The 12105-nt window shown below is 67.9% G+C and carries 10 protein-coding genes; 1 reads left to right on the top strand and 9 read right to left on the bottom strand.

Going from position 1 to position 12105, the window contains the following annotated elements; all coding sequences use genetic code 11:
- Positions 1-52: 52 nt before the first annotated feature.
- Complete coding sequence (locus tag ACQEVY_RS01450; protein ID WP_432943925.1) at positions 53-1453, bottom strand: MFS transporter; 1401 nt, start codon at positions 1451-1453, stop codon at positions 53-55.
- A 258-nt stretch (positions 1454-1711) separates the two neighbouring features.
- On the opposite strand from ACQEVY_RS01450, the gene ACQEVY_RS01445 reads away from it, so the two are divergent.
- Entirely contained in the window at positions 1712-3931 is a 2220-nt protein-coding gene (locus tag ACQEVY_RS01445; RefSeq protein ID WP_432943923.1) for an NADP-dependent isocitrate dehydrogenase, read from the top strand.
- A gap of 244 nt (positions 3932-4175) precedes the next feature.
- Here the strand turns inward: ACQEVY_RS01445 and ACQEVY_RS01440 are convergent, their stop codons facing one another.
- The 8 genes from ACQEVY_RS01440 to ACQEVY_RS01405 all read right to left on the bottom strand — a co-directional run bounded on the left by ACQEVY_RS01440 (position 4176) and on the right by ACQEVY_RS01405 (position 12087).
- The gene (locus ACQEVY_RS01440) at positions 4176-4595 is read right to left on the bottom strand and encodes a VOC family protein (RefSeq protein WP_432943921.1); all 420 of its coding nucleotides are present in this window, start codon (positions 4593-4595) and stop codon (positions 4176-4178) included.
- Positions 4596-4609: 14 nt separating this feature from the next.
- Complete coding sequence (locus ACQEVY_RS01435; RefSeq protein WP_432943919.1) at positions 4610-5878, bottom strand: MFS transporter; 1269 nt, start codon at positions 5876-5878, stop codon at positions 4610-4612.
- A complete protein-coding gene (locus tag ACQEVY_RS01430) occupies positions 5875-6348 on the bottom strand; it encodes a cupin domain-containing protein (protein ID WP_432943917.1) in 474 nt (157 codons plus the stop codon). Before ACQEVY_RS01430 ends, ACQEVY_RS01435 begins: the two co-directional genes overlap by 4 nt.
- Positions 6311-8176 (bottom strand): FAD/NAD(P)-binding protein, encoded by a 1866-nt coding sequence (locus ACQEVY_RS01425; RefSeq protein WP_432943915.1) that lies wholly within the window; start codon positions 8174-8176, stop codon positions 6311-6313. Before ACQEVY_RS01425 ends, ACQEVY_RS01430 begins: the two co-directional genes overlap by 38 nt.
- Positions 8173-9027 carry an N-acyl homoserine lactonase family protein gene (locus tag ACQEVY_RS01420; protein WP_432943913.1) on the bottom strand — a complete coding sequence of 285 codons (855 nt, stop codon included), beginning with the start codon at positions 9025-9027 and terminating at the stop codon, positions 8173-8175. Before ACQEVY_RS01420 ends, ACQEVY_RS01425 begins: the two co-directional genes overlap by 4 nt.
- Positions 9024-10361 carry a KamA family radical SAM protein gene (locus ACQEVY_RS01415; RefSeq protein ID WP_432943911.1) on the bottom strand — a complete coding sequence of 446 codons (1338 nt, stop codon included), beginning with the start codon at positions 10359-10361 and terminating at the stop codon, positions 9024-9026. Before ACQEVY_RS01415 ends, ACQEVY_RS01420 begins: the two co-directional genes overlap by 4 nt.
- A 19-nt stretch (positions 10362-10380) precedes the next feature.
- Positions 10381-10566: a hypothetical protein gene (locus tag ACQEVY_RS01410; RefSeq protein WP_432943909.1), complete on the bottom strand. Its 186-nt coding sequence runs from the start codon at positions 10564-10566 to the stop codon at positions 10381-10383.
- A gap of 243 nt (positions 10567-10809) precedes the next feature.
- Positions 10810-12087, bottom strand: a complete 1278-nt coding sequence (locus ACQEVY_RS01405) for an aminotransferase (protein ID WP_432943907.1) — start codon at positions 12085-12087, stop codon at positions 10810-10812.
- Between the last annotated feature and the right edge of the window lie 18 nt (positions 12088-12105).

Below are 12105 nucleotides of genomic sequence, written 5' to 3'. Positions count from 1 at the left end.
CCCGCACGGGCGCACGGGGGTCGGTCTCGGGGAAGCTTGCCGTGTAACCGGCTCAGACGGGACGGGCGTCAGTGGCGCGGGCCGACGTCGTCGCGGGCTCCGCATCCTCCTGGCCGTCCTCACCCTCCCATTCCGCGAGGTCACGGTGCCGGGTCTCCTTCGCCACTCCCACCGCGATCAGTGTCAGTACGGCCGCCCCGATCACGTACAGGGCGATCGGAGTGGAGCTGTCGTAGTCGGCCAGCAGTGCGGTCGCGATGAGCGGCGCGGGCGCGCCCGCCGCGACGGACGAGAACTGTGCGCCGATCGAAGCGCCCGAGTAGCGCATACGGGTCGCGAACATCTCCGAGAAGAAGGCGGCCTGCGGTGCGTACATGGCCCCGTGCAGGACCAGGCCCACGGTCACGGCGAGGATCAGGTTCCCGAAGCTCCCGGTGTCGATGAGCGCGAAGAACGGGAACATCCACACACCGACTCCCGCCGCGCCCAGCAGATAGACGGGCCGACGGCCGACGCGGTCCGACAGGGCGCCCCAGGCCGGGATGACGGCGAAGTGCACGGCGGAGGCGATGAGCACCGCGTTCAGCGCGGTCTGCTTGGAGAGACCGGCCGATGTGGTGGCGTACACGAGGATGAAGGCGGTGATCACGTAGTAGCTGATGTTCTCGGCCATACGCGCGCCCATCGCGATCAGGACGTCGCGCCAGTGGTGCCGCAGCACGGACACGAGCGGGAGCTTCTCGGCGGGTCCGTCCTGGGCCGCCTTGCGCGTTTCGGCCTGCGCGAGGGCCGCCTTGAAGACGGGCGATTCATCGACAGACAGACGAATCCACAAACCGACGATCACCAGTACGCCCGACAGCAGGAACGGAATACGCCAGCCCCAGGACATGAAGGCGGCGTCCGAGAGGACCGCGGTCAGCAGCGACAGCACACCCGTCGCCAGCAACTGCCCCGCGGGTGCCCCGGTCTGCGGCCACGAAGCCCAGAACCCGCGCCGCCGCGCGTCCCCGTGCTCCGACACCAGCAGCACGGCGCCTCCCCATTCGCCGCCCAGCGCGAAGCCCTGCACCAGGCGCAGCACGGTGAGCAGCACCGGGGCCGCAGTACCGATGGTCGCGTGCGTGGGCAGCAGCCCGATCGCGAAGGTCGCCCCGCCCATCAGCAGCAGACTCAGCACCAGCAGCTTCTTGCGCCCGAGCCGGTCGCCGTAGTGCCCGAAGACCAGCGCCCCGAGCGGCCGGGCCGCGAATCCCACCGCGTACGTCAAGAACGAGAGCAGCGTGCCGACGAGCGGGTCGGAGCCCGGGAAGAACAGCTTGTTGAAGACGAGCGCGGCGGCGGATCCGTAGAGGAAGAAGTCGTACCACTCGATCGTGGTGCCGATGAGGCTCGCGGCGACGATCCGGCGGAGGTTCGAGGGCGGCGGGGGAGCGGTTGCTGCGGAGGCCATGAACACCACTTCCAGGCGGCGGGGACGCTTACTTGTCGGCACAACCTAGGAAGGAGCACGTCCATGGCACATGTGGGGGGACAACATAGTTTTTGGCGACGGTGTGCGGCTATTCACCATGAGCCTGAGGGCGGGGACCAGCTGAGACCCCGAGTGTGACGCAGCCATGGCTCACTTGCGCGGGGCCCTGTCGGGGGAGGGCCGCTCACGAGATATCTTGATGTCGAGCAATGTTGCAGACGTGGAGCGGAGCACCCGGTGACTGACTCGACCATCATCTATACGCACACTGACGAGGCCCCGGCCCTGGCGACGCATTCGTTCCTGCCGGTGATCCAGGCCTACGCCTCGACGGCCGGGGTCACCGTGGAGACGCGGGACATCTCCCTGGCGGGACGGATCATCGCTCTCTTCCCGGAGTACCTCGAAGAGGGGCAGCGCATCCCGGACGACCTGGCCGAGCTCGGCGCTCTCGCCAAGACGCCCGAGGCGAACATCATCAAGCTGCCGAACATCTCGGCGTCCATCCCCCAGCTCAAGGCCGCGGTCGCCGAGCTGCAGGAGCAGGGCTACGCGCTGCCGGCGTACCCGGACGACCCGAAGACCGACGAGGAGCGCGACATCCGCGCCCGCTACGACAAGGTCAAGGGCTCCGCCGTCAACCCGGTCCTGCGCGAGGGCAACTCCGACCGCCGAGCCCCCGCCTCGGTGAAGAACTACGCGAAGGCCCACCCGCACCGCATGGGCGCCTGGACCCCCGAGTCGAAGACCAACGTCGCGACCATGGGCGTGGACGACTTCCGCTCGACGGAGAAGTCCGCCGTGATCTCCGAGGCCGGCGCGCTGCGCATCGAGCTGAAGGGCGACGACGGCTCCACCACCGTGCTGCGCGAGTCCGTACCCGTACTCGCCGGTGAGGTCGTCGACGCCTCCGTGATGCGGGTCGCCGCGCTGCGCGAGTTCCTGACCGCGCAGATCGCCCGCGCCAAGTCCGAGGGCGTGCTGTTCTCCGTACACCTGAAGGCCACGATGATGAAGGTCTCCGACCCGATCATCTTCGGTCATGTCGTACGCGCCTTCTTCCCGAAGACGTTCGCGAAGTACGGCGAGAAGCTCGCCGCGGCCGGCCTCACCCCGAACGACGGCCTCGGCGGCATCTACAAGGGCCTCGAGTCTCTGCCCGAGGGCGCCGAGATCAAGGCCTCCTTCGACGCCGAGCTCGCCGAGGGTCCCGAACTGGCCATGGTCGACTCTGACCGCGGCATCACGAACCTGCACGTTCCGTCCGACGTCATCGTCGACGCCTCCATGCCGGCCATGATCCGCACCTCCGGCCACATGTGGGGCCCGGACGGCGAGGAGGCCGACACGCTGGCCGTCCTGCCGGACAGCAGCTACTCGGGCGTCTACCAGGTCGTCGTCGACGATTGCCGCGCGAACGGTGCCTTCGACCCGTCGACGATGGGCTCGGTCCCGAACGTCGGCCTGATGGCGCAGAAGGCCGAGGAGTACGGCAGCCACGACAAGACCTTCGAGATCCCCACCACGGGCACGGTTCGCCTCGTCGACCAGGCCGGGAACGTCGTCATCGAGCAGACCGTCTCCGCCGGCGACATCTTCCGCGCCTGCCAGACCAAGGACGCCCCGATCAAGGACTGGGTGAAGCTGGCCGTCACCCGCGCCCGCGCCACCGGCGACCCGGCCGTGTTCTGGCTGGACGAGACGCGTGCGCACGACGCGCAGCTCATCGCGAAGGTCGAGCAGTACCTGCCGGAGCACGACACCGAAGGCCTGGACATCCGCATCCTGAACCCGGTCGAGGCGACCAAGCTCTCCGTGGAGCGCATCCGCCGCGGCGAGAACACCATCTCGGTCACCGGCAACGTCCTGCGTGACTACCTCACCGACCTGTTCCCGATCCTGGAGCTGGGCACCAGCGCCAAGATGCTCTCGGTCGTCCCGCTGATGAACGGCGGCGGCCTCTTCGAGACGGGCGCCGGCGGTTCCGCACCGAAGCACGTCCAACAGCTGGTCAAGGAGAACTACCTGCGCTGGGACAGCCTGGGCGAGTTCCTCGCGCTGGCCTCCAGCTTCGAGCACCTCGCGCAGACCACCGACAACGCGCGCGCCCAGGTCCTCGCGGACACCCTCGACCGCGCGACCGCCCTGTTCCTGGAGAACGACAAGTCGCCGAGCCGTCGCGTCGGCGGCATCGACAACCGCGGCAGCCACTTCTACCTGGCCCTCTACTGGGCCCAGGAGCTGGCCAGGCAGACCGACGACGCGGCGCTCGCCAAGGCCTTCGCCCCGCTGGCCGAGACGCTGACCACGCAGGAGCAGACCATCGTCGACGAGCTGCTCGCGGTGCAGGGCTCGCCCGCCGACATCGGCGGCTACTACCGGCCCGACCCCGCCAAGGCGTCGGCCGTGATGCGCCCGTCGGCGACCCTCAACCAGGCGCTGGCTTCGCTGGCCTGACGGTTCGGTTCGCGAACTGGCTTCGCGAGCAGAACGAACACGCCGGAAGGTATCCGTTCCGCCCCGGTCGGCAGCCAGCCGACCGGGGCGGTCCCGTCTGTGCACCGAGGGCCCGGCAGGCCGGGGGAGTGGCGGCGTAGAGTACCGGGCGAGAACGTCCTCGGCGACGTCCTGAAGGTGTTCCGAGCCGGACGAGCAGGGCCCCGCCCACCATCCGCATCGGGGCGGGGCCTGCTCGCTTGCGTCAGGCCTCCCGGGGCGCGGCGCGGCGTTCCACGAGCTGGAACTGGATGCCCTCCGACGTATGGGGCTGGGTGAAGGCGTTGAGGTTGCCGTCGATCGCCACGGGCTGGGGGGCGACGAACTCGACGCCGAAACCGCTGAAGGCCTGCATGATCTTGAGGATGTCGTCGTCGACCTCGACGGCGATGTGCTCGATGCGGGCCGGGGAGCCGTCACCGAGCCGGCGTCGGCGGGCCTCGGGCGTGGTGGGTTCGATGAGCTCGATCCGGGCACCGTCGCCCACTCGGTAGAACGCGGCCCGCACGTGTCGTTCGGGCAGCTCGCGTTCGAACTCGAGGGTGAGGCCGAGACTCTCGAGGAACTTCTTGGTCCGGAAGAGGTCGTCGACGACGACACCGATGTGGTCGATGCGCGTGAGCACGAGAGGCTGTCCCTTCAGGGTGTGTGTGGTGTGGTGACGCGCGGGCCGGCCCCGTGGGTGCGATGCAACTGGGCGGCCGTCACAAGCAGCACGGCCACCAGCAGGAACCAGCCGGCCGTGTAGCCGGTCAGGCCGACGACCACGCCGAAGAGCGGGGGCGTGGCCGCGGCGACGATCTGGTTCAAGGTGATCGCGAAGCTGATCGTGGAGGCGACCGCGTGCCGTGGGGCAATCTCGGCGACCTGCACGAGGTACAGCGGGTACCAGCCGACGCTGAGCAGGCCCAGCAGTGTGCACAGCGCGTAGGCGAGCACACGAGGCGAAGCGGGCGTCAACGCCGTGAGCGCGGCGATCGGGACCGCGGAGAAAGCGAGCACCCACTTCAGCGAACGCATCCGCATCCCGGGCCAAAAGTGATCACTGACCCAGGCAAGACCGATCCGGCCGGCGATCCCGGCGGCCTGGGCCATCGAGTACATGAAGCCGGCGTTGACGATGGGGATGCGCAGGTGATCGTTGAGGAAAAGGAGAATCTGCGCGGAGAACACGTACTGGAACGCCGCCAGAGCGAGTCCGGCAATCAGCAGTGAGCGGACCGTCCGGTCCCGTACCAGGCCGGTGATCAGGCTGCGCAGGCGCACGGGCGTCTTCCGCACGCTCGTGGTGGCGTCGTCCGCCTTGCGGTAGAAGGCGGCGAAGACGATGCCACCGAGGATCCCGGCCACTCCCTGGACAATCATGGCGGCCGCCCAGTCGTGGTGCAGGGCGAGAGCGGGCAGGACGGCACCGGCGACGGCCGCGCCGATCGGAAGACCGGCCTGGCGTACACCGGTGGCCATGCCTTGCAGGCCCGGCTCGAACCAGCGGGTGATGGCGCGCTGCCCGCCGGGCAGGATCGACCCGTAGAAGGCGCCCATCACCAGGATGAACAGCAGCAGCACGGGATAGCTGCGGCTGGCGCCCGCGGCGATGAACGCCGTGATGCCCATGGCGATCATCGTGAGCGAGACGACCCAGCGCTCTCCGTAGCGGTCAATGGCCCGCCCGATGACCAGCATCGAGGTGATCGGCCCGGCCTGGATCGCGGTCGCCGCCAGAGCGGCGGTGGCCGCGGACAGGTCGTAGGTGTCCTTCCAGAACGGCATCAGGACGCTGACACCGGAGTAGACGACCGAACCGGTGGTCAGCGCGGTGACGGCGACGGCCAGCACGACCCACTTGTACGGACCGGCGTCGTGAGGTGCGGGCGCGAACGCCGCCTTGTCGAGATCCTGCGCGGTCAAGAGCCGACCTCCGGTTGCCTGGAGGCCAGATTGCCCAGGTGGGCGAGCATCGGGATGTTCATCAGGTTGAGCAGGACCAGGTCCTGACCGGTGGCGTTGTCGAAATGGTGCAGGGACCAGGCGGGGACGAGCAGGAGGTCCCCGGGGTTCAGATCAGTGCTCTCGCCGGTGTCGTGGAACGTGACGACGCCGGTGCCGGACTGCACGACGAACAGGTGATACCAGGTGTGCGCGTGCGGGGTCGTGTGCTGCCCCGCGGGGACGACCTGGTAGGCGACGGCTACATCGCGGATGATCTCTGCACCGCCGTCCGGCATGGACAAGGCGAGCGTGCCGCGTTCGGGGTGCTCGGTGTCGCCGAGTCCGCCGGAGATGTCCGTCCAGCGCCACACCACCGGCTCCGGCGGCGGGGTGTCGTAGCGCTTCTTGAAGTCAGTGTAGGGAAACTGGCTGCCGCTGCCGATCTTCACGGGTCTCGCCCTCCTCCTTGATCATGAGTTGCTGCCACATGTCTCCGACGGCGGCCTTCGCCTCGTCCGTGAAGCGCGACTTCTGCCCGGCCCTGGGCAGGTAGTAGGTGTAGTAGCGCGGCCCTTCGACGAGGTACCCGAGAGCCCACACACCGGCCAGTGGTGTGCCGGTCCTGGAGATCACACGGCTTGTGGAGGTGATGTCGATGCCCCCCGGCTCGTAGGAGCCGTTGCGGTAGGAGCGGATCAGTCCCCGTTCCAGCAGCCGCGCGGTCAGCGGGGAGCCGTCCGTCCTGGGATGGAACAGGTCCAAGCGCGCCGCCACGAGCGTGTCGGCGTACCGCGTGGTGGGGCCGGCGCCGGTGAAATCCGTTCGGATGGCGAACCTGGCCGTCTCCGGGTCGGGGACGACGCGGCAGCCCGGTCCGCCGGCGAGGTCGACCAGCCCCGCGTTCATGAGAGCGAGGAGTTCGTAGTTGCGGCGGCGGGGCGGGCCGAACGAAACCCTGTTCATCAGCGGGACCCAGCGGTTGTTGAACACCCAGTGCGAATCCGGGGTCAAACCCGAGAACTCAACGGCTTCACGCAGGCTGGCGCGGACGTCGCGGATGGCATCCGTGGCCGCCTTGACGGGACTCGTACGGTTGCCCCGCTCCGCGTGCTCCAAGTCCTCCGTGACGAACGCCCTCAAGAAGGTGCGGAAGCAGTCCAGACCCCTGAAGGTCCTGCCCGCGAGCGGGTCGAGGACAGCGGCGATGGCTGCCTGGTCGGCGGCCGAGAACTCGTACTGCTCGGGCGGGATGTCGCGTTGCTCCAGCGCGCAGCGGTAGACGTAGCCCATCTCCCTGAGCAGCAGCGGCGCGACATCCGTCTCGAAGTCGATCTGTGTGCTGCCGCGCCTTTCCTCCGCGTGCCTGCGCAGGTCGCGGACGGCGCCGGGGGTGAGGAAGTTCGGCTTGTAGTCGCCGGTCAGGCCCTTCTGGTTGATGCCGCGCGCGGCGGCGGGCAGACATTGACGGGAGAACAGCAGGATGCTCGGTTCGCGACCGGACGGCAGGTAGCGCATGTCGAGGCCGTCGCCCTCGAATCGTCCGCCGCGTCCCGTTGTCAGATGGGCGATGACGTCATGGGCGGTCAGCCCCAGTCCCTGCACGGCGACCGTGGTCCCGGGGGCGATGCGCTCGAGCTTGTCGACCGGGTAGCAGTGCTCCACATAGGCGAGGCGGTCGTTGCGGTCCCGGTGGTCGCTGACGAAGTTCCCGAACCTGACGTCCTCCTGATCAGGGGCGCGCCGGCAGTGCCCGGTGGCCAGGAACACGAAGTCGGAAGGGATCTCGTAGCCCCCCTCGATCCGGACCAGGTACCTGCCGGACGGCAGGAGTTCCTGCAAGTCGACGGCGCGGGCGCGGTGGTGTACGACCCGGATGCTCCCGGGCAGCGAGCGAACCGTGCGGTCGAACGCGAACGAGAGGTATTCACCGAGAAGACTGCGCGGCAGGTAGTCGTGCGACCCGATCGGATCCCCGCAAGTCTCCCCTGTGCGGTGGTAGAACCCGTCGAACCGGCGGTAGCCCGCCTGCTGCGCCCATTCGGTGAACGACGGGCCGCTCCCGTCGGGGAACATGGTGAGCTGGCTGGCCAGGGTGTTGGTGAGCAGATGGTCCGGCTGCCGACTGGAGTGCACCCCTTGTCCGCTGTCGCCGGGATCGACGAGATGTACGTCCAGCACGGTCCCCTCGGGAAGCCGGTGTGCGCTGTGGATCATGTGCTGGAGGATGCCGAGGCCCCGGGGCCCCATGCCGACGATCGTGACCTGAACCGTCCTCATGACACCACCCGCTCGCTCAGTTCCGAACTCGCTGGGTCGGCGTACGGGGCCATAGGCTCCCGGTGCAACTGCACCCAGCGGGCGGCGCCCTCCACCTGGGGAAAGCGGGTGGCGACCTGAGGGTCGTGTCCGGGGATGACGTGGTCGGCGCCGTCCGCCAGCTGCTCGACCGTGTCGTACGCCTCCACCATGGACGCAAGGTGGTCGAGGATCGGAAACGGTGTCCTGCGACGGAGGTTGACCCAGAGGTGCGATGAATCGCTCGCCAGAACGACCCAGCCGCGCTCCGTGTGCACGCGTACCACCTGGAGGCCGGGGGTGTGCCCGGGCGCCGGGTGAACCTCGACGCCGGGCACGATCGTCGCCGGACCCTTGTGCAGGGTGAGCCGCTCTTCGAACAGCAGTTGAATCGCCGTGCTCACATCCCCTGCCTCGAAGGGGCGACGAGGTGCCGCGTGGCGCATGGCGCGGCCGGTGCAGAACGCGAGCTCGCTCTCCTGCAGATGAACCCGAGCCGTGGGGAAGGAGGCGAGGTGACCGGCGTGGTCCCAGTGCATGTGCGTCACCAGCAGGTGCGACACATCAGTGGGATGGATATCCAGATCCGCGAGCGCCTCGACAGGGTGATGCAGTTGTTCGCGACCACGCTTCGCCGCGGTGTGGGCGGCGAACCCGGTGTCGACGACGATCACCTGGCCCTGCCCCCGGATGACCCAGATGTAGAAGTCGAACTCGGCCGGGACATCGGTGGCACAGGGGTCGTCGGCGAACAGGAAGTTCTCCCGCGCGAGTCGTCCCGACTGCCTGCCGAACCTGAGCGCGAGGAGTTCGTAGGCTGGTGTCCGGCTCATGCGGCCACCACCGTCAGTTCACGCGTCTCGCCCGCCGGTTGCGGCAGCTCGTGCTCGAAGAAGAACCTGTCCTCGCCGAAGGCCGGCTTGAGCTGGTCGAACCAGGTCGCGCTCGGGTCGTACGCGGCGTAGAACGGGCGGCGCGCCCAGTCCGCGTTGCGTCCCTGGAGGAACTGAAGAGCGAACACCTTCTCGCCGCGGATGGTGGGGGTGCCGTCGATGAGCACCTTGCCCGGGAAGGCGCTCATCGACGGCCCGCGCACGGTGCGGGCGAGACCGGAGACCGAGGTGTAGGCGTTACGGAAGATCTCGTACGCCTTCGCCAGGGGAATCTCGAAATACGAGCGGGCCCCGGTGTCGCGTTCGACGAACATGTAGTACGGGATGGCGCCCAGCCGCACACCGGTGGTCCAAAGCTCCTGCCAGGCCGCCGCGTTGTCGTTGATGTGCTTCAGCACCGGCGACTGGAGGCGCGCGTTTGCACCGGTGGCGATGATCCGCCTCAGGGCCGTCTGTGCGATGTCGGGGCGCAGTTCGACGGGATGGTTGTAGTGGCACATGATCGCCAGGTGCTTGCCCGCGGCGGCGACCCGTTCGAAGAGGCGAATGAGTTCGTCGGCGTCCCGGTCTGTGACGAATCTCTGGGGCCAGTAGGCGACCGACTTGGTTCCGATCCGGATGTTGCGGATGTGTTCGAACTCCGGCTCCAGGAGCGGTTCGATGTAGCGGGCGAGCGTGTTCGTCCGCATGATCAGCGGGTCGCCGCCCGTGATCAGGACATCGGTGACCTCCCGGTGGCGTGCGAGATACGCGGTGAGGCCCCGGGCGTCCTTGGCGGCGAAGGAGAGTTCGTCGGCGCCGATGAACTGCGGCCACCGGAAGCAGAACGTGCAGTAGGCGTGGCAGGTCTGGCCAGCCTTGGGGAAGAACAACACCGTCTCGGTGTACTTGTGCTGGATCCCCGGCACTTCCTCGCCGTCCAGTTCGGGCACATTGTGGGTCTGCTGGCCGGCCGGGTGAGGGTTCATCTGCTCGCGCAGCTTGCCCACATGAAGGGCGATCTGCCCCTTGTCACCGTCGGCCACGACATCCCGCAGACTCGTGTAGTCGGTGGGATCCAGCATCGTCCGGTGGGGGAAGTTCAGCCGGAAGATTGGATCGTCCGGGAGGTTGTCCCAATCGATGAGCTCGTCCAGCACGTACTGGTTGGTGCGGAACGGGAGCACTTGCGCGACGACCGTGACGGCCTCGCGTAACTCCTCGGGTATTCGCCCCCATTGCGGGGCGCGATGAATTGTTTTGCTGTTGTACGGCGTGAATTTCTCGACAGTCATACCAAGCTCCTTTTTTCCGTTACTGACCGAGCCGCGGGAGGGTTTCCGTCCGGGATGCCTTCACTCCCCAGCCGAGGTCACGCTCCGAGGCCTCGATGGTTCGCTTGACCTGCGGACTCGACAGCTCGAAGGCGATGTCGGCGACGCCTGTGACGGCCATCGCCGAGAAGGCCAGGACGGTGATTCGTGACGCGATCTTGCGCACGGTTGACTCCACTCCTCATCAATCAATGGGTTGTTTGGGGCTGATCCCTCTGGGGCGTCACGATCCTGCCTCACGGAAAGGCGCTTGTCGCGGCCGTCGATCATCGCAGGTACGCCTGACGTAACCCCGCCATGCAGCAAAACGGGCAATGGAGACGGATTGAGTTACCGCTGTTTACGTAAATGCAACAAGGCCGGGGGCGGCCCCGGCCTTGTTGTGCTTGTCCTCGATACCGAACGATGATCAGTGCTGGGCGGTCAGCCTCTCGTACCCGGCAAGCCGCACACACACGGTGATGCCGTACGCGATCTGCTCCAGTTCCTCGAGTGTCGGGTAGGTGGGTCCGATGCGAATCACACGGTCGTCGGGATCGTTGCCGTGGGGGTGCGTGGCCCCGGCCGGGGTGACGGCGATGCCGGCCTCGGCGGCCAGGCGGACCACGTCACGGGCACAGCCCTCGAGGACCCGGAGCGCGACGAAGTAGCCGCCCTTCGGCCGTGTCCACGTGGCGAGCCCGGTGTCGCCGAGCTGCTCGCCGAAGGTGCGGTCCACGGTCTCGAACTTCGGCGCCAGGATCCTGCGGTGGCGGCGCATATGAGCGCGCAGCCCGTCGGTGTCCTTGAGGAAGAGCGCGTGACGGAGCTGGTTGAGCTTGTCCGGGCCGATCGTCCGCTTCCCCGAGTTGGCACGCCACCAGGCGACGTTCGCGGGCGAGGAGCCGAAGAACGCGACCCCTGCCCCGGCGAGGGTGATCTTCGAGGTGGAGCCGAACACGAACACCCGGTCCGGGTGGCCGGCCTCCACGCATGCGGTGAGGATGTCGCCGATGTCCGTCTCGCCGTCGAGGTGGTGCACGGCGTACGCGTTGTCCCAGAAGATCCTGAAGTCCGCAGCAGCCGTCTCCATGGTGGACAGCCGGCGCACGGTCTCGTCGTTGTAGCAGGTACCGTCGGGGTTGCTGTACTTGGGCACGCACCAGATGCCCTTGATCCTCGTGTCGGAGCGCACGAGATTCTCGACGACACTCATGTCCGGTCCGCCGTCGCTCATCGGGACGGGGATCATGTCGATGCCGAAGCGTTCACACAGGGCGAAGTGCCGGTCGTAGCCGGGCACCGGACAGAGAAGCGCCACCCGCTGGTCGGCCCAGCGGCCTTCGGCCCCGGGCACAGTGCCAAGGAGGGCGTGCACGAGGCAGTCGTGCATGAGCTCGAGGCTCGAGTTGCCGACCGCCAGCAGTTGGTCGACGGGCACCTGGAGGACGGGGGCGAAGATGTCACGCAGCTCCCGCAGCCCATCACTCGGGGCGCCGTAGTTGCGGCAGTCGGTGCCGTCCAGTGCCGTGTAGCGCCCGCCGGGCAACGTGAGCAGATCAGCGGCCAGGTCGAGCTGCTCGGGTGAGGGCTTGCCCCTCGTCAGATCCAGTGAGAGGCCGCGGGCCTTGAGGTCGGCGTAGTCACGACGCGCCTCATCCAGGCGTAAGGCGAGTTCGTCGGCGTCACGGTGAGCAATGGTTGTCATGGTGTCCTTCGGTCAACG

The organism is Streptomyces sp. CA-288835 (genome assembly GCF_050936385.1).
In the GTDB taxonomy this organism is placed as follows: Bacteria; Actinomycetota; Actinomycetes; order Streptomycetales; family Streptomycetaceae; genus Streptomyces.
Note: the sequence above shows the minus strand (reverse complement) of the source record. Positions and strands in the feature narration are given on the sequence as shown.

What these genes read in the sequence shown, in the direction of transcription:
- ACQEVY_RS01405 (WP_432943907.1), bottom strand. Translation starts at nt 12,087, where the DNA reads ATGACAACCATTGCTCACCGTGACGCCGACGAACTCGCCTTACGCCTG.
- ACQEVY_RS01450 (WP_432943925.1), bottom strand. Translation starts at nt 1,453, where the DNA reads ATGGCCTCCGCAGCAACCGCTCCCCCGCCGCCCTCGAACCTCCGCCGG.
- ACQEVY_RS01425 (WP_432943915.1), bottom strand. Translation starts at nt 8,176, where the DNA reads ATGAGGACGGTTCAGGTCACGATCGTCGGCATGGGGCCCCGGGGCCTC.
- ACQEVY_RS01415 (WP_432943911.1), bottom strand. Translation starts at nt 10,361, where the DNA reads ATGACTGTCGAGAAATTCACGCCGTACAACAGCAAAACAATTCATCGC.
- ACQEVY_RS01420 (WP_432943913.1), bottom strand. Translation starts at nt 9,027, where the DNA reads ATGAGCCGGACACCAGCCTACGAACTCCTCGCGCTCAGGTTCGGCAGG.